The sequence below is a fragment of the Clostridium sp. UBA2485 genome, from assembly GCF_002341865.1.
GTDB lineage: Bacteria > Bacillota > Clostridia > Clostridiales > Clostridiaceae > Clostridium_J.
In genome coordinates, this window is sequence record NZ_DDOV01000085.1 from 1 (window position 1) to 24,361 (window position 24,361).

General features: G+C 28.2%; 23 protein-coding genes, 1 tRNA gene, 1 pseudogene and 1 riboswitch. Of the genes and pseudogenes, 17 read left to right on the top strand and 8 right to left on the bottom strand.

All coding sequences use genetic code 11. From position 1 onward, the window contains the following. Positions 1 to 282 precede the first annotated feature (282 nt). The 6 genes from glsA to B3603_RS17800 all read left to right on the top strand — a co-directional run bounded on the left by glsA (position 283) and on the right by B3603_RS17800 (position 6,644). Positions 283 to 1,197, top strand: a complete 915-nt coding sequence (glsA, locus tag B3603_RS17775; protein ID WP_291567405.1) for a glutaminase A — start codon at positions 283 to 285, stop codon at positions 1,195 to 1,197. 243 nt (positions 1,198 to 1,440) lie between these two features. Next, a complete protein-coding gene (gene aroC, locus B3603_RS17780; RefSeq protein ID WP_291567407.1) occupies positions 1,441 to 2,565 on the top strand; it encodes a chorismate synthase in 1,125 nt (374 codons plus the stop codon). Positions 2,566 to 2,624: 59 nt separating this feature from the next. Continuing rightward, the gene (gene polA, locus B3603_RS17785) at positions 2,625 to 5,252 is read left to right on the top strand and encodes a DNA polymerase I (RefSeq protein WP_291567409.1); all 2,628 of its coding nucleotides are present in this window, start codon (positions 2,625 to 2,627) and stop codon (positions 5,250 to 5,252) included. Then, a complete protein-coding gene (gene coaE / locus B3603_RS17790) occupies positions 5,239 to 5,868 on the top strand; it encodes a dephospho-CoA kinase (protein WP_291567412.1) in 630 nt (209 codons plus the stop codon). The genes polA and coaE overlap by 14 nt, the downstream gene beginning before the upstream one ends. Continuing rightward, complete coding sequence (locus B3603_RS17795; protein WP_291567414.1) at positions 5,855 to 6,412, top strand: lytic transglycosylase domain-containing protein; 558 nt, start codon at positions 5,855 to 5,857, stop codon at positions 6,410 to 6,412. The genes coaE and B3603_RS17795 overlap by 14 nt, the downstream gene beginning before the upstream one ends. 145 nt (positions 6,413 to 6,557) lie before the next feature. After that, positions 6,558 to 6,644 (top strand) — tRNA-Leu (locus tag B3603_RS17800). A gap of 377 nt (positions 6,645 to 7,021) precedes the next feature. On the opposite strand, the gene B3603_RS17805 is transcribed toward B3603_RS17800, so the two are convergent. The 3 genes from B3603_RS17805 to B3603_RS17815 are packed head-to-tail and all read right to left on the bottom strand — an operon-like array spanning position 7,022 to position 9,227. Continuing rightward, the gene (locus tag B3603_RS17805; RefSeq protein WP_291567416.1) at positions 7,022 to 8,278 is read right to left on the bottom strand and encodes an erythromycin esterase family protein; all 1,257 of its coding nucleotides are present in this window, start codon (positions 8,276 to 8,278) and stop codon (positions 7,022 to 7,024) included. Between the two features lie 19 nt (positions 8,279 to 8,297). Then, positions 8,298 to 8,909, bottom strand: a complete 612-nt coding sequence (locus B3603_RS17810) for a DUF2812 domain-containing protein (RefSeq protein WP_291567418.1) — start codon at positions 8,907 to 8,909, stop codon at positions 8,298 to 8,300. Positions 8,910 to 8,915: 6 nt separating this feature from the next. Then, the gene (locus tag B3603_RS17815; RefSeq protein ID WP_291567420.1) at positions 8,916 to 9,227 is read right to left on the bottom strand and encodes a PadR family transcriptional regulator; all 312 of its coding nucleotides are present in this window, start codon (positions 9,225 to 9,227) and stop codon (positions 8,916 to 8,918) included. Positions 9,228 to 9,523: 296 nt separating this feature from the next. On the opposite strand from B3603_RS17815, the gene B3603_RS17820 reads away from it, so the two are divergent. Continuing rightward, entirely contained in the window at positions 9,524 to 10,261 is a 738-nt protein-coding gene (locus B3603_RS17820; RefSeq protein WP_291567422.1) for a hypothetical protein, read from the top strand. Positions 10,262 to 10,450: 189 nt separating this feature from the next. Further along, on the top strand, positions 10,451 to 10,930 hold the full coding sequence (locus B3603_RS17825; protein WP_291567423.1) for a GNAT family N-acetyltransferase: 480 nt from the start codon (positions 10,451 to 10,453) through the stop codon (positions 10,928 to 10,930). A gap of 776 nt (positions 10,931 to 11,706) precedes the next feature. On the opposite strand, the gene B3603_RS17830 is transcribed toward B3603_RS17825, so the two are convergent. Both B3603_RS17830 and tnpB read right to left on the bottom strand, forming a co-directional pair. Further along, positions 11,707 to 12,150, bottom strand: a complete 444-nt coding sequence (locus tag B3603_RS17830) for a MarR family winged helix-turn-helix transcriptional regulator (RefSeq protein ID WP_291567425.1) — start codon at positions 12,148 to 12,150, stop codon at positions 11,707 to 11,709. Between the two features lie 137 nt (positions 12,151 to 12,287). Next, positions 12,288 to 13,433, bottom strand: a complete 1,146-nt coding sequence (gene tnpB, locus B3603_RS17835) for an IS200/IS605 family element RNA-guided endonuclease TnpB (protein ID WP_291567471.1) — start codon at positions 13,431 to 13,433, stop codon at positions 12,288 to 12,290. Between the two features lie 558 nt (positions 13,434 to 13,991). Between tnpB and B3603_RS17840 the strand changes: the two genes are divergently transcribed. From B3603_RS17840 to B3603_RS17855, 4 genes and pseudogenes are all read left to right on the top strand, one after another. Further along, a complete protein-coding gene (locus B3603_RS17840; protein ID WP_291567427.1) occupies positions 13,992 to 14,627 on the top strand; it encodes a flavodoxin family protein in 636 nt (211 codons plus the stop codon). Positions 14,628 to 14,947: 320 nt separating this feature from the next. Then, entirely contained in the window at positions 14,948 to 15,268 is a 321-nt protein-coding gene (locus tag B3603_RS17845; RefSeq protein WP_291567428.1) for a hypothetical protein, read from the top strand. A 12-nt stretch (positions 15,269 to 15,280) separates the two neighbouring features. After that, a pseudogene (locus tag B3603_RS17850) lies at positions 15,281 to 15,670 on the top strand (HAD family hydrolase); the annotation flags it as partial. 295 nt (positions 15,671 to 15,965) lie between these two features. Further along, positions 15,966 to 16,787, top strand: a complete 822-nt coding sequence (locus tag B3603_RS17855) for a ZIP family metal transporter (RefSeq protein ID WP_291567430.1) — start codon at positions 15,966 to 15,968, stop codon at positions 16,785 to 16,787. Between the two features lie 211 nt (positions 16,788 to 16,998). Here the strand turns inward: B3603_RS17855 and B3603_RS17860 are convergent, their stop codons facing one another. Further along, positions 16,999 to 17,469: a PKD domain-containing protein gene (locus B3603_RS17860; RefSeq protein WP_291567432.1), complete on the bottom strand. Its 471-nt coding sequence runs from the start codon at positions 17,467 to 17,469 to the stop codon at positions 16,999 to 17,001. 526 nt (positions 17,470 to 17,995) lie between these two features. On the opposite strand from B3603_RS17860, the gene lipA reads away from it, so the two are divergent. The 5 genes from lipA to thiC all read left to right on the top strand — a co-directional run bounded on the left by lipA (position 17,996) and on the right by thiC (position 22,913). Then, positions 17,996 to 18,862, top strand: a complete 867-nt coding sequence (gene lipA / locus B3603_RS17865; protein ID WP_291567434.1) for a lipoyl synthase — start codon at positions 17,996 to 17,998, stop codon at positions 18,860 to 18,862. 173 nt (positions 18,863 to 19,035) lie between these two features. Beyond that, entirely contained in the window at positions 19,036 to 19,293 is a 258-nt protein-coding gene (locus B3603_RS17870) for a hypothetical protein (RefSeq protein WP_291567436.1), read from the top strand. Positions 19,294 to 19,481: 188 nt separating this feature from the next. After that, positions 19,482 to 20,264 carry an N-acetylmuramoyl-L-alanine amidase gene (locus tag B3603_RS17875; protein ID WP_291567438.1) on the top strand — a complete coding sequence of 261 codons (783 nt, stop codon included), beginning with the start codon at positions 19,482 to 19,484 and terminating at the stop codon, positions 20,262 to 20,264. A gap of 95 nt (positions 20,265 to 20,359) precedes the next feature. After that, positions 20,360 to 20,460, top strand: a riboswitch (TPP riboswitch). 106 nt (positions 20,461 to 20,566) lie between these two features. Beyond that, the gene (thiE, locus tag B3603_RS17880) at positions 20,567 to 21,631 is read left to right on the top strand and encodes a thiamine phosphate synthase (RefSeq protein WP_291567439.1); all 1,065 of its coding nucleotides are present in this window, start codon (positions 20,567 to 20,569) and stop codon (positions 21,629 to 21,631) included. Then, positions 21,600 to 22,913, top strand: coding sequence for a phosphomethylpyrimidine synthase ThiC (gene thiC, locus B3603_RS17885; protein ID WP_291567441.1), 1,314 nt, complete (start codon positions 21,600 to 21,602; stop codon positions 22,911 to 22,913). Before thiE ends, thiC begins: the two co-directional genes overlap by 32 nt. 151 nt (positions 22,914 to 23,064) lie before the next feature. Here thiC and B3603_RS17890 read toward each other — a convergent pair whose 3' ends face one another. Both B3603_RS17890 and B3603_RS17895 read right to left on the bottom strand, forming a co-directional pair. After that, a complete protein-coding gene (locus B3603_RS17890; RefSeq protein WP_291567442.1) occupies positions 23,065 to 23,301 on the bottom strand; it encodes a PF20097 family protein in 237 nt (78 codons plus the stop codon). A gap of 40 nt (positions 23,302 to 23,341) precedes the next feature. Beyond that, positions 23,342 to 24,274: an alpha/beta hydrolase gene (locus tag B3603_RS17895; protein ID WP_291567444.1), complete on the bottom strand. Its 933-nt coding sequence runs from the start codon at positions 24,272 to 24,274 to the stop codon at positions 23,342 to 23,344. Between the last annotated feature and the right edge of the window lie 87 nt (positions 24,275 to 24,361).

Here is a 24,361-nt window from a genome sequence, read left to right on the forward strand (position 1 = left end):
ATTGTTACTTTTCTTTCACTTTAGAAAGAACTACCAATTAACTTAGAAATAGGGCTTTTTACCAATCCCCATTTAGTACATTGTTATATTAACATATTATTAAAATTTTTTCAAGAGAAACTTATAATTATGCAAAAATAAATATTTTTAATAAGATGAAAACTTTTAATTAATGCTTTAATATTAATAATTTTATTCTTATTTTTATTGCAAATTATAGTTTGCATATATATAATATGGGTGTAATAATTTAGATACTTATATTCATAAAGAGGTGTGGTTATGAAAAGAATATTAGATACGATAATTGAAAATAACAGAGAATGGACTAGTAAAGGTACTGTAGCTTCCTATATACCAGAACTGGCAAAAGCAAATCCAAATGTTTTAGGTATTTGTGTAACAACTTTAGATGGAAAGGAATATTATTCTGGTGATTACGAAACTAAATTTACTATACAGAGTATATCAAAGGTAATTACATTAATGCTTGCAATTCTTAATAATGGAATTGAATACGTTTTCTCAAAGGTAGGAATGGAGCCTACAGAGCTTTCCTTTAATTCAATAACAAATTTAGAGACAAGCCCTCAGAGAAAGCCTTTAAATCCAATGATTAATGCAGGAGCTATAGCAACAAGTTCTTTAATTTCTGGTAAAAACTCAGAAGAAAAATTTAATAACATACTTAGCTTTACTAGAAAAATCTGCGAAAACAATTCTATAGATATAAATAATGAAGTATACGAAAGTGAGAAAACTACTGGAGATAGAAATAGAGCATTAGCCTATTATATGAAGAGCAATGGTATTATTGAAGGTGATGTAGACGAAATATTGGACGTTTATTTTAAAGCATGCTCTATGGAGGTTACCTGCAAGGATATAGCAAGGATAGGTGCAATGCTTGCTAATGAAGGAGTGCTAATGAATCAAGAAAGAGTAATTTCAAGAGAAGCTTGTAGAATAATAAAGACGATAATGGTTACTTGTGGCATGTATGATGAATCTGGTAATTTTGCTGTACATATAGGTATTCCTGCAAAAAGTGGTGTAGGCGGTGGAATAATGGCAGCAGTACCTAGAAGGATGGGAATTGGAGTTGTAGGTCCTTCATTAGATCCAAAAGGAAATAGTATAGGTGGAATTAGGGTATTAGAGAATTTATCAAGAGAATTAGATTTAAGTATATTTTAATACTTTTGATTAAGAGAAAATATTCTTAAAGTTTTTAACAGGTTATATAGAAACAAGAGATTGTATTTATCTCTTGTTTTTTTACAATTAATTTTAAATTTAAAGACTACTATTTTTACTGCAGCCTTTATTTAAAATATATTGGACATAATAATTAATAAGATAGTTGCTTTGTTGTTAATAATAGTAAGTAATGCTATAATAAACTATCATATAAATATTGACTAAGAATGGAGAAATGAGATGTTAAGATTTTTAGATAGTGGAGAATCTCATGGTAAAGCTTTAGTTGCTATATTGGAAGGTATTCCATCAAATTTTCAGTTAGATATAGATTTTATAAATAATGAGTTAAGTAGAAGACAACAGGGGTATGGCAGAGGTGAAAGAATGAAAATTGAAAAAGACTCTGTTGAAATTTGGTGTGGATTAAGAGGAAATACAACAACAGGAAATCCTCTAACCTTAGTTATATTTAATAAAGATTATGAAAACTGGAAAGAAATTATGAACAAAGAACCAGAGGAGGAAAATAAAATAATCATTCCTAGACCTGGACATGGCGATTTAGTAGGTTTTTATAAATATAATACTGGAGACATCAGAAATTCTATTGAAAGAACTTCTGCTAGAGAAACTGCAATAAGAACAGCAGTAGGTGCTATTTGTAAAAACATATTAAAGTCTTTAGATATAGAAATAAGAAGTAAAGTGCATACTATCGGAACTTATTGTGATGATAATGTAGATTTATTTGATAATAGTATATATGAAGTCATTAATAATAGTGAGTTAAGAGTTTATAACAAAACTATAGAAGAAAAAATAAAAAAACAAATAGATTTATGTAAGATTGAAGGTGACACACTAGGAGGTAGCATTAAACTTGAAGTAAGCAATGTCCCTATGGGAATTGGAAGCTATGCTCATTATGATAGAAAGCTTGATGCTATTTTATCCTTCGGTATTATGTCTGTTCAAGGTATTAAAGCAGTGGAGTTTGGTGATATACTAAATAAAGATAAAATTTTTGGAAGTAGCTTTAATGATGAAATTTACTTTGAAAAGAATACTATAAAAAGAACTTCTAACAATGCTGGAGGAATTGAAGCGGGAATATCAAATGGAGAGAATATTAAAATAACTGCTTTTATGAAACCAATACCTACAGTTAAAAAACCTTTAAAATCTATAAATTTAAGAGATAGAACTAATATAACAACAAGATATGAAAGATCTGATGTATGTGGAGTTATTCCTGCATCAGTGGTTCTTGAAAATGTAATAGCTTTTGAACTTTTAAAGGAAATCTTAAACACTTATCCTAGCGATGATTTTAATAGTTTAAAGAGATACCTTAACAAATAAAAGTTATAGCTATAAAATTTACTTTTAAGATCGGCCAATAAATAAATAGAGGTGAAATTATGTCAAAAGAAAGATTATTAATTTTGGATGGTAATAGTTTATTATACAGAGCCTTTTATGCTATGCCTGCACTAACCAATTCAGAAGGAATATATACTAATGCAGTGTATGGATTCACAAATATGTTATTTAAAATGATTGAAGATATAAAGCCTGATTATATTGTTACAGCTTTTGATAGAGCTGCTCCTACCTTTAGACATGTAGAGTATGATGAATATAAAGCTGGAAGGAAAAAAATGCCTGACGAACTTGGAATGCAATTTCCAATAGTAAAAGATCTCCTTAAAAAAATGGCTATTAATATATTTGAAATTGATGGTTACGAAGCTGATGATTTAATAGGGACTTTATCTGTATTTGCAGAAGAAAATAATATTGAAGTATATATAGTAACAGGAGATAAAGATGCACTTCAGTTAGCCACAGACAACGTTAAAATAGTTATTAATAAAAAAGGGATGACAGAAAAAGAAGTTTACGATAAAAATAGAATGATTGAAGAATTTGGGGTTACTCCAAAACAATTTATAGATGTAAAGGGATTAATGGGAGATAAATCCGACAATATTCCTGGGGTACCTGGCATAGGAGAAAAAACTGCCTTTAAGCTTATAAAAGAATATGGCAGTATAGAAAATCTTCTACAAAATTTAGAAAATGTTAGTGGAAAAAAATTAAAAGAAAATTTAATTGAAAACAGTGAACAAGCAATATTTAGTAAAAAGCTTGCTACTATAATTACTGATGTGCCTGTGGAAATGAACTTGGAATCTATAAAATCTAAGAAAGAATATGATAATAAAGGGTTAAAAGAATTGTTCCATAAGCTGCAATTTAAATCACTATTATCTAAAATAGATAATATAAATGAACAAGATAGCATTGAAGAAAAAGCTGTAATTAATATGGAATATACAACAATTGAAGATTTAACAGAATTAAAAGAATTAATAAGTGATATAAAAGAAAAAGTGTTTTTAACTTTTAAGCTTAAAGATGTAAATGTATATTCAAAATTAGAAATTGAATATATATTTATTATTCATAACAGTAAATATTATATTATTAATATAAGTGAACTTATGAGTAAAGATTCAAGTGAAACAATAAAAATTTTAAAAGTTTTATTTGAAAATGAAGAAATAAAAAAAGTTTCTCATGGATTGAAAAATGTATACACAGCTTTAAATAAATTAAATATTGATTTAAGATCAGTAGAATTTGACAGTGAAATTGCTGCTTATTTAATAGACTCTTCTAAATCGGAATATAGCTTAAAGACTCTTATAGAAGACTTTATAAATGAAACAGTTGGTGGAGATAATTTAGAATTAGAAATTAATTCTTTAGCTATGCTTCCTAAAGTTTATGAGGAAGAAAAGAAAATAATAGAAGAGCTTAATATGAATAATCTTCTATATGAGATTGAACAACCGTTAACTAAAGCTATTTCTATTATGGAATGTGCAGGCTTTAAAATTCATAGAGAAAAATTAGATGAACTTGGTGAAAATTTTAAAGAAGAAATTGATATTACTTCTAAATCAATATATGAAATATCAGATGAAAATTTTAATATAAATTCACCAAAACAATTAGGAAAGATATTATTTGAAAAACTTGATTTACCTGTAATAAAGAAAACTAAAACAGGCTATTCTACTAATGCGGAAGTATTAGATGCTTTAAAAGATAAGCATCCTATTATAGAAAAAATAATTTATTATAGACAATTAACTAAACTCTATTCCACATATATTGAAGGACTTAAGGCAGTTATTGATACCGATGGAAAAATTCATTCTAGTTTTAATCAAACTGTTACAACTACAGGTAGATTATCAAGTACAGAGCCAAACCTTCAAAATATACCAATAAAATATGAGATGGGAAGAGCAATAAGAAAGGTATTTATTCCTGAAAACGAAAATTCTATTATCTTATCAGCAGACTACTCACAAATCGAACTTAGAGTATTAGCTCATATTTCTCAGGATGAAAATTTAATCAATGCTTTTAAAAAACATAGTGATATCCATACTATAACTGCTTCAGAGGTATTTGGTGTTCCTATAGATGAAGTTACTTCCACAATGAGAAGTAATGCTAAAGCAGTAAATTTTGGAATTGTTTATGGTATAGGAGACTTTAGTTTAGCTCAAGATTTAAATATTACAAAAGCGGAAGCTAAAAACTATATTGATAATTATTTAGAAAGATACCCTAAAGTTAAAGAATATATGGATAACGTAATAAATGAAGCAGAAAGTAAACAATATGTTACAACTATTTTAAATAGAAGAAGATTCATACCTGAAATAACTGCTTCTAATAAAATTTTAAAAGCTTTAGGTAAGAGATTAGCTATGAATGCACCTATTCAAGGTAGTGCAGCAGATATAATTAAACTTGCAATGGTTAACGTATATGAAGAATTAACTAAGAGAAATTTAAAAAGTAAGCTTATATTGCAAGTTCATGACGAGTTAATACTAAATGTTTATAAAGATGAGTTAGATGAAGTTACAACTTTAGTAAAAAAAGAAATGGAAGAAGTTTTAGATTTAAGTGTTCCTCTTGAAGTGGATATAAATATTGGAGAAACTTGGTATGAAGCAAAATAGTACCATAGTAGTAGGTCTTACTGGAGGTATAGGCAGTGGGAAAAGTACCGTTTCAAACATGCTTATAGAAAGAAATATTCCAGTAATTGATGCGGACAAAATTTCAAGAGAGGTATTAATTATTTATCCGGAGGTTCTATGGTCAATAAAAAAAGAATTTGGTGAAGAATTTTTTGATGAAAATGATAATTTAGATAGAAAAAAATTAGGAGCTATGATATTTTCTAATGAAATTTTTAAAAAAAAGTTAGAAAATATAATAATACCCTATATTAAAAAAGAAATTTTTGATAAAATAGAGAAGTACGTGAAAGCTGGAGAAAAATTTTGTATAGTTGATGCTCCTACACTAATTGAAAACAATCTCCATAAATATATGGATGAAGTAATAGTTATAGTAGTAAATGAAAAAATTCAAATCAAAAGAGTAATGGCAAGAGATTCCCTAAGTAAAAAAGATGCATTAAATAGGATTAATAGTCAAATGCCATTAAAAGAAAAGCTTAAATACGCTACCTATACTATTGATAATAGTGATACACTTTCACATACAGAAGAACAATTGGATAATATAATTTTTAATTTATTAGTAAGGGGGAACAATGAAAAAATTTAAAGCATTAATTAAACTATGTATATTTATCTTGATGATTTATATGGTTTTTAACTATAAAAGTATCATCAAAACTATATATCCTTTAAATTACCAAGAGCACATACTCACTTATTCTAAGGAATATAATTTAGATCCAAATTTGGTGGCAGCAGTAATTAAAGCAGAAAGCAACTTTGATAAGGATGCATTATCTCATAGAGGTGCTTACGGGCTCATGCAAATTATGCCGGATACTGCTGATTGGATAGCTGCTCAAAGTGGCATGAAGGAAATTACTTATGATGCTTTATATACACCTGAAATAAATATAAAAATGGGATGTTGGTATTTAGATAATTTAAGTAAAGAATTTAATGGTGACATTAACTTAATCTTAGCTGCTTATAATGGTGGAAGAGGTAATGTCCAAAAATGGCTTAACGATGAAGAATATTCTAAAGATGGTAAAAACCTTCATTTAATTCCATTTAAAGAAACTGATGGTTATGTAAAAAAAGTAAATAAAAATTATAAAATTTATAAGAAGTTATATGATTTAAAATAAAAGGCACTTTTTAGTGCCTTTTTAAAATTTATAAGTTATATTTGTTTATATATAAAAACGCAATATTAACTAAAAACCTATAAATATTATTGTTATAATAATGTAAATATGATATTATTATAATACAAGTTTATATTATATATATGCGGGGATGGCGGAATTGGCAGACGCACCATCTTGAGGGGGTGGCGAGTGTACACTCGTACGGGTTCAAGTCCCGTTCTCCGCACCAAAAATACAAACCTATTTTTAACTAAGTAGGTTTGTATTTTTTATACTAAATTAGATTATTGTTATTAATTCGATACTATCAAAAAGCAAAGTGCAAAAATAGGTTATTTAGAATAGGAAATGAATGAGTATTGACTTTCAAAAACAGTAGATTCATTTTTTCTATAAAAGAATGCTATTGATAAAGATGTTAATGATAAAAGTATGCTGAAATTAATAAGAAATAAAGCATTCAAAAATTAATTCTTTTCAAAGTCAGGTCTAAAAACATAACTAGTCAGTATATTAAAATTCATTCAACTTAAAGAACCATCGTGTATCAGATTGGTACACGGTGGTGTGAGAGTCCTGTAGATAAAATAATTATCTACAATTAGGTTAATCTTCTATAACCGTTCTTGGGGTTGCATTTTTAACTACAATAATTCCATTATAGGCTTTGCTTGGAATCATGTTTAAGGTGTAGAATTTTTTAATTTTTCCCTGCCAATCATTAAATTCAGCACCGATATTTGCCATTGGTTGCTTTTCCTCAATAATGCTTTTTAAAGCCGGATTAGCTTTCGCTTTTTCAAAATCCATAAAGTATTCATTTTCAGGTAAATCTATAAATTGCCCCACAAGTTCATTTTGATTTGTAAGAGTAAAGTTTTTAACTTCATCATTTGATGTAACTGCTGTAAAAGTACTATTATAAAAATCTGTTCCAATTGCATAATAAGCATCGCCAAATTCATCAGCCAAATGATTACCCATAGAAGTATAAACAGGTGAAGCTGAAGATTTTTCAATATGTCCGTTATGACCGTTAATAAATATAATGTCACTTCCTTCATGTTCTAGTATCCATTTTACTTTATTGCTCATGTATTCATCTCTCATCTGTGAGTAATTAACCTTCCCATCACGTAAAGTGGCATTTTCTTTTATGGATTGGGCAAACTGAAGTGCTAAAGAATACTCTTTTTCATTTGTTACTTTTATATATCTATTCTTATTTAATTCCATTTCGGATATTAAATTTTCTCTATTCTTTAATGCTTCTTTCACTTTTGATGGATCTTGCGTATATACAGTATCATCATTTAAGTCTACTAGTAAATCTTTATACTTGCTTGCCATATCTGGGTTTATTTTTTCAATATATGATAACAATCCTTCTTTATTGTTATCATATCTTTGCATATCAAAGCCATAGAACTTGATTTTTTGCGATTCGTTCAAACTCTTGTTATAATCATGTATCCATTGAATTAAGTCAACCATTTCCTCTGTTATATAGATACCAAATCCAATTTGGGCAACTGCTTCTTTTGCAGTTCCTTCTCCATTTAGAACATAATTATTGACTTTTTGACATCCACCAAAATCTCCTTCAATAGCAAAAATCCTGCAATCATTATTCTTCACTAATGCTTCAAAGACTTCTTTTTTTAATATTTGAAACTCTGCATTGCCATGGGTAGCTTCTCCAAGTCCTACAATTTTGATGTTATCTGGCATTGTAATAGAATCAATTCTTGTAATGTATTGTTCCATATTTTCTACTGATTTTGTTTCTTTTTTGCAGCCAGAAAACAGTGACATTATCGTAAATATAAATGTAAATAGTAATAGAAAGTTTTTCTTTTTCAATTTAATATACACCTCTCAATTAAATTTCCTTATATGATAAAAAATTCTCATATGCCTTTTTTGCTTTTCTTGCCCAATATCCGTTCAAAACAGTACCAATTATACAAAGAGTAATGGGAAGAACTCTCATAAGCATGAATGGAAATTCAAACCAGAAAGCCTTCCAAAATTCTGCTCCTTGTCTTTCCCAAAGACCGGGTGTTAAAAAGAAAAGCTCAGATAAGTTAAAATTAGTGCTTACCAATGTTACAACTATTATGCAAATGAACCATTCTAAGCATCTGTGTTGTAAGCGGACATACCGCTCTGTTCTTGATTTCTCGTCTGAAAATATGTCAGATGTAGCTTTCTTTGATAATTTTAAAAAGTATTGCTGACCGGACCCTTGTGTTCCATAAATATGTTTCCAGCCACTGTCTTCAAATATAGAAATATAATCTAGGAAATTTGATTTTTTATAAAAGATACGATAATCCACCTTGTAAGAACTAATCTTTGGAGTAGCTTTTTTAAAATGATATATTCCAAAAGCAGAGTGCCTTATAAATTCAAATCCTTTTTGTGCCATATGATTTAGATATTGTTCTTCCTGTTGAAAATCGGTAAAGACTTTAAGTTTTTTCATCTTCATTTCCTCCTAAAAACCAAATTCTTCTGCTATTTTAATAATATGCCTTAATCTCATTATCTCAAGCTTTAGGACCTCATGTCCGGCATCAGTAAGTTTATAAACCTTTCTTCGAGCATCTTCTGATTTTACTGATTCAATCAATTTTTGTTTTGTTAGGTTATCAAGAGCGCCGTACATAGTTCCCGCAGCAATTCTAACCTTACCATCACTCAATTTCTCCACCTTTTGCATTACAATGTATCCATGTGCTGGTTCTTTCAATGCAAGCATAATGTAAAATGTAGTTTCTGTTAGTGGCAAAAACTTTGTTAAATTCATTTTTATCCTCCATTTTTTATACAATACAACTATACAGTATAACTATATAGTTGTATTGTATATCGTCAAACTGTATATGTCAATGAGAATAAAAAAATGTAATTTAATTTATTACCAAATTACAACTTGCAATCAAAATATAAAATTCCTTTTTAAGACTTAATTAAAGAAAGCTATTTCAATCTATTATTACAATAATTTTAAGCAATTCTTATCTTAGAATAAAAATTGCTTCATTGTTTATAAAAGGAAAAACTAGATAATTGTAGAATATTATCATAAGAGGAGGAGAGTTTATGAAGAATAATAGTACTATTAAGAGATTTATAGCATTTTTTATATTTTTATTTATTACTATGGCAATATCACCTAAAATTGCTGCTCTATTATTAACAATAGTACCACTAGCTTATTTAATATTTTTATTTAAGAAAAGTAACAAATTTAAATCTCGAAATATAATAATTAAAGGAATAATTAGTACATTTTTATTATGTACAGTTCTTACTGGAATTGGAGGAATAGCTACTGAATTTGAAACTTCTAATGAACCTACTAAAAAAATACAACAAATAACCAGTAATAAGAACTCTATTTTAACAGATGAAAAATCATTAGAAGAAAACTCTAAAGATGGGAAAGAGGAAGCAAAAAGAATAGCTGAAGAGAAAGCTAAAAGAGAAGAACAACAAAAAAAAGAATCAGAATTAAAGGCTCAAAAAACAAAAGAAGAACAAGCTAGAAAAGAAGTTGAAGAGAAAGCAAGAAGAGACGCAGAAGAAAAGAAACAATTAGAAGAATCTATTGCAAATAATAATGTTAGTGAAAATAGTAATGTTATAGAATCTGAAGTAGAATTAGAGTCTGAAATAGTAAATGATGATATAAGCACTGTTGTATACATAACTAAAACTGGAGAAAAATATCATTCAGATGGATGTGGATACTTATCAAGAAGTAAAATAGAAATTACTTTAGAAAATGCAATGAATAGAGGATACACTCCATGTTCTAGGTGTGGTCCACCACAATAAAAATATTTTATTATTTATAAAAAATCTATTTGAGACCATAGGGGTTTCAGTTTTGACACAAGAAATGATTGACTCTATAGAAGAATTGCATTGGAGTATGAATGACAATAGAAAATCGTAAAATTAATTATAAATGCTGTGCACTATTATAAATATTAACGATTTTTTCTAAAAATTATCTAGAGACGAGTGGAGGTATTTGTTATGTCAAATATTATTATAAGAGAGTATAAAACTCAAGATTGGCCACGTATCGAGGAAATACATGATTGTGCTAGAAAAATAGAACTTCAATTTGCTGGGCTGGAGGATGCATTTATACCACTTGCTCAAGCTGCCATTGACGAGGGATTATTTGATTATACAGTGGTAGTTGGTCAATTAAATGATAGTGTGGTAGGATTTGTGGCGTATTCAGAAGATGAAATTGCGTGGATTTATGTCGATCCTAGTGCTATGAGACAGGGCATCGGAAAAAGTTTAGTTAAACACGCCATTGAAAATACGACCTGTAGGCCACTTATGTTAGAGGTTTTGGTAGGAAATGAGCCTGCCCTATACTTATATGAGGCAATGGGGTTTGAAACCTTAGAGATTCTTTCGGGTTCAATGCCGGGAAATGAGTCTTTCAAAGTATCTGTACATTCCATGCAACTGAAAATGACGTAGTATAATCAGAGTGCAATTCAAAGACATAAGAACATGAAATGCACTTGAAATTTTTTTGGAAATGGACAGGGTAAGTCAATTACTATAAATTTTATAAAGGAATGATTGCAATGATCATTTGACAAAACTAGGACTGAAATTATATATAACACTTTTTTAGATTCATTTTCAGATTATCAAGTCAAAATGGATTTATCCTTCCGGAGGCTTGAGAAACTGCCTATTTGAAAGGGTTCTCTCTCACAAATACCAGTGGATACATTTGAGGATGATACATTAGTAGGTTTTGTGCTCAATGGATTTCAAAATTAAAATGAGAAACCAACAGCATATAATCTTGGTACAGGTTAATACCAGGCTATAGAAGACAAGATATCACTAATAATATGCAATATACTTTTGAATGACAAAAATATACTTAAACAAAAACAAATAGAGCATTATTTGCTTGAAGTCATTAAGTCCAATGCTTCAGCTGTGAAGCTGTATAAAAAGCAAAGCTTTGAAATTCAATTACCATAAATAGTTATGACAACGGAGTATGATGAAAAAATAAAGTAGCATACTACGTTGTTGTTTTTTAGATGCTTAAAATAAAGACTTAAAATTTTTTATTTATTACCTCTAAGTATAAACATTTCGATATATTAATTATTTTCTCATAATTAGAAAAAGTGTTACTGTGAAGAAGCTTATAAATTAAAATTATATTTATATTACAATAATACTGTGAGCCTTTATGTAAACTGTGCAATATATCTTTAAAAGACTTATATTTATTGTTGATTATTATTAGCATCAAAGAGTATTTTTAGGTATTTGGTAAATTCTAATTTATCTTCGTCACAAACTTCTTTCAAAGAATTATCTAAAAACTTACATCTTTCAATTAGTACATTTTCTAAAACCTTATGACCTTTATCTAAAACTTTAATTCTTACAATTCGCCTATCACGAGGATCCTTTACTCTTTTAACTAATAAATTTTTTTCCATTCTATCAATTAAATCTGTAGTAGTACTGGGCACTTGATAAAGTTTAGAGCTTAATTCGCTTATAGTTAATTCTCCGTTGCATATAAGATATTGCAATGCATCAAACTGTGCTGAAGTTATATTATAATCATTTAAAATTCTTCTTCCTCTTTTCTTAATAATAAAGCAAACTCTTCTTAGTAATACCTCAATATTCTCTATTAAAGTATCATCATAAATACTCATATAGTGAAGCTCACATGACTAAAGTCACGGCTTCTAAGATTACTCTTAGATTTTCCCACATCATCCACCTCGTAACCTACTATGTCTATGGGCGTTAATTCGGATACTTCCTACCCTACTTTATTATATTTATATAATCATAAACCTACATTTAAATCTTTTAACCCTTGCATTAATATATTTTTACTAGCATTTATATCTCTATTATGATGTGCTTTACAGATTGGACAATCCCATTCTCTAAGTGTTAAATCTCTTACCTCTTCATTCTTATATCCACAATTCGAACATAGCTGTGAACTAGCAAAATATCTATCAACTTTATGATATGTTCTATCATTCCATAATCCTTTATATGTTAACTGTCTTGTTAATTCATGCCATCCACAATCATGTATTGATTTAGATAGATTAGGATTTTTAACCATACCTTTTATATTTAAATCTTCACTAAATATAAATTGGTTTTCTCTTATAATTCGTAAAGATATTTTATGTAGATTATCAATCCTTTTATTACTTATTTTTTCATGCAATTTAGCTATCTTATCAGTTTGCTTTTTGTAATTATTGCTGTGTAATTGCATTTTACATAATTGTCTTTGTAATTTTGCTAATTTCTTTTCATATTTATAAGTCAGTTTTTGATTATCAATTGGTTCACCATCTGTTGTAATTAATAAATCTTTAATTCCTAGATCTATTCCAATTTTATTATTACTTTTAGGTAATATATTATGCTCACATTCTATATTAAAGCTAACATAATATTTACCGCTAGGAACTTTGCTAATCGTAGCATATAATATTCTACCTTCAAATTCTCTATGTAATTTAGCTTTTATCTTACCTAACTTAGGAAGTTGAACTAAATTATCTTTGAATAAAACTTTAATATTATTATTAGTAAAGTTAGTTTTATACGAATAATAATGATTATGCTTTGATTTAAACTTAGGAAAACCAACTTTATCATTATTTTCTTTAACTCTTCTAAAAAAATTTTGATAAGCTTCATCCAAATTATAAATAGAGTTAGTCAATGCAAATTTATCTACTTCTTTAAGCCAAGAATATTCTTTCTTTAGCTCTCTGTTACAGTAATTATTACAAGTTGTTTTAGATAAAGATTTACCTTCATTTTTATATAAATCTATCTTCATGGCTAATATTTTGTTATAAACAAATCTACAACAACCAAATGTTTTAGCTAATTGCACTTCCTGTTCTTTAGTTGGATAAATCCTATACTTATATCCTTTTATTACTGTTTTTGTTTCCATAGATAAACTCACCACTTCTCTATATCTTTTATTAATTATTTTACATCTATATTTTACACACCATACAATATAATATTCTATTGAATAAATATAACCTTCATGAACTTTTGACATGTATTAATTACCTCATGTATTATGGCAATATATTAATTGAACAAGTAATATACATATTTATACTATATTTTTAGTCACCACTAACTCATGACTGAAGTCATGAGAGTGCGTAGCGATTTTTCAACTCCTGTATATAACATTTTGATTCTCGAATTATTATATACTTATTTAAATAATCAGTCATTTACAGTGTTAACTACACTAAGTTTTTCAATTGAAATTAAAGATGCAAAAGAGTATAGCATTAAAAACTCTAAGAATTAAAGCTTCAGCATAGTAGCTAGTTTTATGTTTTGCAGGCTTACCTGTTCAATAGACTAAAATCCATAATGATAAATGTTACCTAAAGGTAAGTTACTAACAGAAAAGTGCGTACTTGTTAATTAGATTATGAAGGCATATAATAACATCATTAAAGATATAAATTGTATGGGGTGATATATTATGAAAGTAGTTGCTTTTAATGGAAGTCCTAAAAAGAATGGAAACACCTATGAGGCAATAAAAGCTGTAGGAACAGAATTAGAAAAAGAAAACATAGAATTAGAGATTGTTCATGTTGGAAACAAGCTAATACAAGGATGTCTAGCATGTAATGGATGCGGTAGAAACAAAAATGAAAAATGTATTATTAAAAATGATGAAGTTAATGAGTGGATTCAAAAGATGAAGGATGCAGATGGAATTATTTTGGCGTCTCCTGTATACTACTCCGCTATAGCAGGAACTATGAAAGCATTTTTAGACCGTGCATTTTATGTAGCCTCTGCAAATGGAGGAATGCTTAGACATAAAGTGGGTGCTAGTGTAGTTGCTGTAAGAAGATCTGGAGGAGTTCCAGCATTTAATCAATTAAATAATTATATTAACTATTCAGAGATGGTAATGCCTACATCAAATTATTGGAATGTAGTTTATGGTACAGTTCCAGGTGAAGCAACTCAGGATGAAGAAGGAATGCAGATTATGAGAGTTTTAGGCAAAAATATGGCATGGCTGATGAAAGTTATGGAAGCTGGAAAGGTTAGTGTCGAAGAAAATGACAAGGAGCGTAAGATATTCACTAACTTTATAAGATAGAATTAGTTTATAAGATAGAATTAGTTTATAAAAGAATGAAAAATATATTCATAATAAGTAAATGGATTTTCTGTGAGATAAAAATGAAATGTGTAACCAATTGCTGCACATTTCATTTTTTATTTTGTTTTCCTTTAAGTAGTCGGTAATTTTAGCACTATATTTTATTAATGATAGTAATGGCAGAAAGAAAATTAAAACAGTTGAACTTCGTTACAGTAAGGTTATATGGTAAAATATTACCATAAATAAAATTTTAATTATTTTCTACTACCCATATATTTAGTTATTTAATTTTTGTCGATAGGAGGAATAAAAAAATGAATAAACCTAAAGCTATATTATTTGATGCAGGAGATACAATTATTGAGTATATAAAAAATAGTCCCTTAGAGGGAACAAGAAAGTTATTAGAAAAAGCAGACAATCCTGATAAAGTGACAGCAGAAGAGATACAAGAGTATGCTATGGATATGGTGAGAATTTTAAACGACGGAAGAGAAACTACTGGTATTGAATATAATATGAGAAGTTTTCAAAGGTTTCTTTATGAGATGCATAATATTTATTTTGATTTAACTCCACTAGAAATAGAGAACATATTTAATAAAGAAGCTTTTAGATGGAAAGTAATGGAATGAGTTTCAGAATTTCTTAACTACTTAGAACAAAATAATATTAGAAAAGCTATCTTGAGTAACTCTACTTTTTCAGAAGAAGCTATTAATGAAGAATTAAGAGGTTATGGAATAGACACTAGTAGATTTGAATTTGTTATATCAACCAGTGAATATGGTTTTAGAAAGCCAGATAAAAGAATTTTTCAATTGGCATTAAAAAAATTAGGTTTGGATAATAATCAGGTATGGTATATAGGAAATAGCTTTAAGTATGATGTAATAGGAGCAGGAAATGCTGGAATACAAGCTATTTGGTTTAATAAACAAGAGAATAGTGTAGATAGGAATAAAGATAATAGAACTTTCTTAGAGGTAAAGAGCTATAAGGAGATAAAAGATTATCTACAAGATATTATAAGGTAGTTTCCAAGGATAATTGTAGACCTACACTAAAAAGTTGAATTTAAGCAGCTTGTGAAAGGAAGATTTCGGTGTTTTATGTAAATTAATTTAATATTATATATTGATATAAATTATTTAAGGGTATATAATATTAATTGATAATCAATATCATTTAAATATATTTATTTGGTTATATGCTTAACAGTAGAAGGTAGTAGTTTAATAGAATTACTAAGAGTTTTATAATTACTAAGAATATTAACTTGTTATAAATGATTATTATATTACATTTTGAATTTACTTGGAGGTGACATTTATGAATACATTTATGAATACATTTATGAATACATTAAGCCCGGTTGCACTTGCGGCAATAGGAACAGGATTTACTTTCTTGGCAACAGCATTAGGTGCTGCAATGGTATTTCTTTTTAGAGGAGAAATAAAACCAAATTTGCAACGTATATTTTTAGGCTTTGCAGCAGGGGTAATGATAGCGGCATCAGTATGGTCTCTTATTATTCCTTCTATAGAAATGGCAGAAGAACAAGGAATGATTGGCTGGATACCAGCTGCAGGAGGTTTTGTTATCGGTGGATTATTTTTACTTTTACTTGATAATTTATTACCACATCTTCACTTAGATAGCGATTATCCAGAGGGACTTCCATCATCTTTAAAACGTACAACAATGCTTGTATTTGCAGTAACTCTACACAATATTCCAGAAGGGTTAGCTGTTGGACTTGCTTTTGGACTTGCAGGAAGTGGACATTCTACAGTTAGCATTGCATCAGCATCAGCTCTTGCAATTGGAATGGCACTACAAAACTTCCCAGAAGGAGCAGCTATATCATTGCCGCTTAAAAAAGAAGGATTATCAAATACAAAAGCTTTTATATATGGAGCGTTGTCAGGCATAGTGGAACCTATAGCTGGAATTATTGGAGTATTGTTAGTTGGTTCAATTCAAGGAATTATGCCTTGGTTTTTGTCCTTTGCAGCAGGTGCTATGATATACGTGGTAGTAGAAGAATTAATACCTGAAGCTCATCTAGGTGAGCATTCACATTCAGGAACTATAGGAGTAATGGCTGGTTTTCTTATTATGATGGTCCTTGATGTGGCATTAGGATAGATAGACTTTTTTATAGATAAAAATAACAGCCTTGATGACTTTTCTGCTCATCAAGGCTGTTATTAATTTAATACTATCTATTGATAATTTTTTAATGAGACTAAGTCTTTTTTCTGTGACTTCATTGTATAGATAATGATTCTAGTAGTGGTATATATATCATTTATTTTTATCTCAACTTGCATGGAAGTGCCTCTAAGGATTACGCAAATTATCTTACTTGAATAATTTGTGTTCCTTCCCCACTATAAAATATTGTATTAAGATGTTCTCCAGGTCTAGTTTGTAGAGGTGAACATTTTATACTAACTTTTACAGTATATATTCCAGGTCTTGCATAAGTGTGTCTTGGTGAATTACTCTCACTAGTGTTTCCATCACCAAAATTCCATAAATATTTTGTAGTATACAATGAATTCGAAGTTAAGTAAGGTTCATTTCCATTAAAATCTTTAAAATTAGCTTTAAAATCGAAAGTACCATTTAGCAAACCTATAGGTCCAGCAGGTCCATTAAGTGATTGAATGTCTACTTTTAAAGGTATAACTTCATATGCTGGATATCCTTGAAGAGATACATCTGTTAAATTTTTTGCTGAAACATTGATGAAAGAACATAGTAAAACAGTTAATACTAGTGTAGTTAATGAAATTACTTTTTTTAAAAAATCCTTTTTGACCATAATAAATTTCCTCCTTTAATATCATTAAATTAAATTCACTAGATAAAATTTATTACTATTAATTCCATCGCATCCCCCTTTAAACAATACATAAATTATGTATTTCATATTTGTTAACAGCTGTTGCTAATATTTTACAATATTATGAATAAATAGTAAAGTATGAAATTTTAGTAGATATTTTTAATCTATAAAAAAATATTTATATATAAACTCACAGCTAAATAAATCATATGAATAGTTATAAGCACTAAAATATAAGAAATTATAAACTGTTAAAGAATACTTTTCAAAAATAGCTAATCTAAAAAGTGTTTTAAATATCAAAAAAATTATTATTGAATGAACTTTTAAAATGTTTAATATGCATAAAGATGCTATATATAGAATGCAATTCAAGGAAAAATATATTATTTTACTATAATATTACAATTTTTCTTTTAAATTAATGTTATAATTTGTATATAAGCAATTTATGATATATAGCTTAAAGTTAAGAGGGAGTATATGAAATAGAGGTGGGTTAATGGCATATTTAAGGAAACCAGAATGGTTAAAGGTAAAATTACAAAGTGGTAAAAATATTAATAAGGTTAGTTCTTTGCTAAATCAGTATAAATTAAACACAGTTTGTGAAGAAGCAGGATGCCCTAATCATGGAGAATGTTATAATAAATGTACAGCAGCATTTATGATTTTGGGTAAAAACTGTACTAGGAATTGTAAGTTCTGTAAAGTTACAAAGGATGCTCCAGAAAAAGTTGATCCAATGGAGCCATATAATTTAGCACAAACTGTAAAAGAAATGAATCTAAAGCATGTAGTAATTACCTCAGTTACAAGGGATGATTTACTTGATGGCGGAGCTAATCATTTTGCAAAGACTGTAAAAGAAATTAAAAAGCTAGATAAAAAAGTTACAACCGAAGTGTTAATACCTGACTTTAAAGGTGATATTGAGGCATTAAAAACAGTAGTGGACTCTAATCCTGAAATCATAAATCATAATATTGAAACCGTAAAAAATCTGTATAATAAAGTTCGTCCTATGGCAATTTATAAAAGATCTCTAGAGCTTTTACAAAACGTAAAAAGGCTAAATCCAAATATTTTAACCAAATCTGGAGTTATGGTGGGATTAGGTGAAAGTGAAGAAGAGGTTATAGAGCTAATGAAGGATTTAAAGAAAGTAGATTGCGACATATTAACTATAGGACAGTATTTAATGCCATCAAAAGAACATATAGATGTTGTAGAATATATTCACCCTAATACTTTTAAAAAATATGAAACTATCGGCAAAGATTTAGGCTTCAAATTTGTGGCTAGTGGACCATTAGTAAGAAGTTCCTACTATGCAGCAGAAGTTTTTGAAAGCCTACTTAAAGCTTAGAATATAAAATTATATTGTACTTAAATTAAAGACCCAATGCTCTTTTACCGCACTGGGTTTTCAATTTAGCTAATAATTGCTAAATGCTTTTTAGTTATAATATAATCTATATAATTAATAAGATATTTCTACAATAACAGGATATAGTAAAATTTAAGGAGTAAAATATATACATGTTTATTTTTATACTAATATTAATAAATATACCAATTTATAAGGCTATATTTAAGCTAATATTTAATAGTATTGATGATTTAAATGAAAGTATTAGGTATTCCTTTACACCAGATTTCTTTTCACTTTTACGAGGAGAATATTTTGAAGATAGAATGTCAGAATTTAAGCTTAGTTGTTTTATAGTTTCTTGCATACTTGTAGTTACAATAGAACGTTTTTTTCTTACTAAAATAATACATTGGTTTATGCGGTAATTTACATGATTTATTTATCATAACTATTGATTTATTAGTGAAAAATCTATAATAGAAGATCTATTATAGCAACTTATGAATTTGATTAATACAAAATACAGTTGCCATCATATTTCTTAAAAATAAAATCATGCTTCATATATTGATAATCCTTTTATATGCATATATATAATTGAGGTGATAATATTATGACACTGATAAATAAAGGTGATACACTAACGATATCTGCAGGACATTGCACTAAAACAGATCCTGGAGCGGTAGGATATAGAGTTGAAGCTGAATTAAATAAATCAATAACTAAGGAATTTGTTAGATTATGCAATAAATACAATTTAACAATATATGATGTGACACCATATGGTGAAGATTTATCTGTAAATGATCGATTAGTACTAGAAGTAAATAGAGCTAATAATTATAAATCGAAACTTCATATATGCATGCATCATAACTCCTCTGATGGAAATGGTTATGGTACAGAGGTATATATATTTTCAAATTCTGGACTAGCTTCAAGTTGTGCTAAAGCAGTAGTTGATTCCATATCCAATTTAGGATTTAGAAATAGAGGAGTAAAAGAAAATAAAAGTTTATACGTTCCTAGAGAAACTAATATGGCTTGCATATTACCAGAAGTCGCATTCGTAGATAACAAAAATGATATGAATTTATGGCAAAAGCTTGGACCATATACCATAGCTAAAAGCATATTTAAGGCCTTAACTGGTATTGATGATAATAAAGAAACTATTCCAACTACTGATGACTATTCTATTAAAGATAAAATAGCACAAATCACTACTGATATTTTAAATGTAAGAAGTGGGCCTGGTATAAACTATTCAGTAATTGGACAATTAAAAAAAGATGATAAAGTTAAGTTATATAAAAAATCTAATGGTTGGTATTCTATATATTATGGTAACAGTGGAGGCTATATAAATATTAGTTATGCAAAAATTTTATAAACCTAATATATAATTAAATTCATGATTTGATTATTTTTAGATATATGTTGCAAAAATATTAAATATTGTTATAATGAAAATAAAGAACTAAATAACCTTATTGCTAGGGGTGCCTTATGGCTGAGAGGGCAGATTTTGCCTAACCCTTGAACCTGATGTGGTTAATACCACCGTAGGGAAGCAGAATAAATGCACTTTTATATGTATTTTTAAGCTTGCCTTTGGCAAGCTTTTTTAATTTAGATAAAAGTACATTAAAAATAATAACCTTTCAACATTTTGTTTTAGGAGGTGGCAGTATTTTGTCTATATATAGAATTATTGATGCAAATATAAATAGGGTATCTGAAGGCATTAGGGTATTAGAGGACCTATGCAGATTCTACTATAATGATGAAATAAAAACTAAAGAGCTTAGAGAGTTAAGGCATAATGTAAGAAAAACTTTTGATAGCGATGAACTTATAACCTATAGAGATTCAATAAATGATATTGGTGCTGCTATATCTTTAAAAACCACTGTAGATAAAAAAGAAACCATTGAAGCATTAATAAAATCTAATTTTAAAAGGATACAAGAAGGACTAAGAACTATTGAGGAATTATTAAAAGTATTAGGGTACTATGAATATGGTAAAAAATATGAGGCTTTAAGGTTTAAATCCTATTATCTTGAAAAAACTTATCCAAATAGAAAGTTTTATTTTAAAGACAGTATTTATGCTATTTTAGGAGAGGACTTTTCTAATGGAAGAGATAATATTCAATTAACTAAAGAACTGATCGAAAATGGTATTAAAATAATTCAATATAGAGAGAAAAATAAAGACAAAGTTTACAAATTAAATCAATGTAAAATTATTAGAGAATTAACTAAAAAAAATAATGTAACCTTTATTGTAAATGATGATATTGATATTGCATTAGCAGTAAAAGCTGATGGTATACATCTAGGGCAAGAAGATATAGATTCACTAGAAGCAAGAAAAATAGCACCTAATATGATAATTGGACTTTCTACCCATAATAAGAATCAAGCTCTTTTAGCTTTAGAAAAGAAGGTTGATTACATAGGTGTAGGACCAATATTTAATACTACAACTAAAAAAGATGTAGAATATTCAGAAGGGTTAGAATATTTAAAATGGGTGTCAAAAAATATAAAATTACCCTCTGTAACAATAGGCGGCATAAAAGAAGAAAATTTAATGGATGTAATAAGCCATGGAGGCAAATGTTTTGCTATGATTTCTGAACTTATTAGTACAGAAAATATAAAAGCTAAAGTTAATAATATTAGAAAAATAATAAATGGGATAAATGAGGAGGATAACTATGAATTACACAACTCAAATGGATGCTGCTAAAAAGCACATTATAACAGAGGAAATGAAGATTGTTGCAGAAAAGGAAAACATAGATATAGAACAGTTAAGAATTTTAGTTGCAGAGGGTAAAATAGCAATACCTGCAAATAAGAATCATAAGAGCTTGTCACCAGAAGGTGTTGGACAAGGTCTTAGAACGAAAATTAATGTAAATCTAGGTATATCAAAGGATTGTGCTAATATTGAAGCAGAACTTGAAAAAGTCAAAATAGCATTAGAAATGAAAGCAGAAGCTATAATGGATTTAAGTAATTATGGTAAAACTTATGATTTTAGAAAAAAATTAATAGATATGTCACCTGCAATGATTGGTACTGTTCCAATGTATGATGTAGTGGGATTTTATGATAAAGAACTCAAAGATATAACTGTAGATGAGTTTTTCGATGTAGTTGAAAAACATGCTATGGATGGAGTAGATTTTGTTACTATCCATGCGGGATTAAATAGAGAGACTATAAATACTTTTAAACGAAATAAAAGACTTACTAATATAGTTTCAAGAGGTGGATCATTACTATTTGCCTGGATGGAATTAAATAACAAGGAAAATCCATTTTATGAGCATTTTGATAGATTACTAGACATTTGCGAAAAATATGATTTAACATTAAGTTTAGGCGACGCTTGCAGACCAGGCTCTATAAATGATGCTACTGATGCCTGTCAAATAAAAGAACTTATGATATTAGGAGAACTTACTTTAAGAGCATGGGAGAGAAATGTACAAGTTATAATTGAAGGACCAGGTCATATGGCTATTAATGAAATAGAAGCTAATATGTTACTTGAGAAGAAACTTTGCCATGGAGCACCTTTCTATGTATTAGGACCATTAGTTACGGATATAGCACCAGGTTATGATCATATTACAAGTGCTATTGGTGGGGCTATTGCAGCTACTTATGGAGCTGACTTTTTATGTTATGTAACTCCATCAGAGCATTTAAGACTTCCAAACTTAGAAGATATGAAAGAGGGGATAATTGCTTCTAAAATAGCCGCTCATGCTGCTGATATAGCTAAAAATGTAAAAGGTGCAAAAGATATAGATTATAAAATGAGCAAAGCAAGACAGGCGTTGGATTGGGAAGAAATGTTCAATCTAGCTATTGATGAAGAAAAACCTAGAAGATATAGACGTGAATCCATGCCTGAACATGAAGATAGTTGCACTATGTGCGGTAAAATGTGCTCAATGAGAAACATGAATAAAATTCTTCAAGGAAAAAATATAAATATTTTAAGAGAAGATGATTAAAAAGACCATTTTAAAAGTTAATTTTGTAAAATCTAATAAAATATAAAATTAGAAGGTATATAATTTAGAAAAATAAATTTAAATTATATACCTTTTTTAATTTCACGTAATCTTATAGATAATTTAAATCTTATTATAAAGAAAAGGTTAATTATCTTATTAAAGAGTGTGCTGTATCTATAATTATTTTTCTACATTTATTGCAGTGGTATGCACTAACTTTACATCTAGTAAAAAAGTCTGTCTCATCTAAAATAATACAATCTGTACCCTTAAGTTTAGAAAAGATACTTCTTTTATGAGTCGAATCTACCCATATTAAATTCCTTCTTCCATCAGCTTCAATATTTCCTAGATACATTTCATTTTTACAATAGGGACATTTCATAATTAAATTTACTCCTTAATATTTATTATATTTTAAGATACTATAGAATCACTAAATTTAACCAGTTTATGATATCTTCGAATACTTCATCTTTATTTATTTCATTTAACATTTCATGCCTTCCATCTTTATAGATTTTATAATGAAGATTTTTAATACCTAAACTCTTATATAAATTAATTAAATTATCTAATCCTTTTCCATATCTTCCAACAGGATCAGCATCACCAGAAAAAATGAGTATAGGTAAGTTCTTAGGAATTTTATTTAAATTTTCTTCTTTATGAATTACCTTTAGCCCCTTCATTAAATCATTAAAAAAAGAAGTTGTAAAAACAGTTCCACAATAAGGGTCATTTATAAATTTCTCCACTTCTTCTTCATCTCTTGTGAGCCAATCTACTCTTGTTTTATTTTTATGTATTCTCTTATTATAAGTTCCAAATATCATTCCATCTAAAAGTTTACTTTTTGCTTTTCTTCCACGAATACGCATTTCAATACTAGATATAAAAATACCAAAATTTAATATTAAGCCAGGATTTCCATTAGTTCCTGAAATAATTGCACCGTTAACAGTATCCCCATATTCTTCTATATATCTTTGAGCTAAAAAAGACCCCATACTATGTCCCATAATTATTATTGGTAAATTGAGATTTTCTTCTTTTATAAAATTATTTATTTCCTTTAAATCTTCAACCATGGTGTGAAAACCATCATTATCACATATATATCCTAAATCTTCAATATTACTACAAGTCAATCCATGACCTCTATGCTCACCAGCATAAACTATAAATCCATTATCTACTAACGTTTTTGCAAATCTTTCATATCTTATTCCAGATTCAGCCATTCCGTGGGCAATATTAATAATTCCTTTAACTGAATCCTTATCCTTTGGCTCCCATTTATACATGTTCATCTTTAATGAATCTTTAGTAATGAAGGTAAAATTTTTGCTTAACATTTAATTCCTCCTAGTGTATAAATCCTTAAAAATATTATACTATAATTTTCCATGTAAGTAATTGGTTTTGTATATAATAAAACTTTT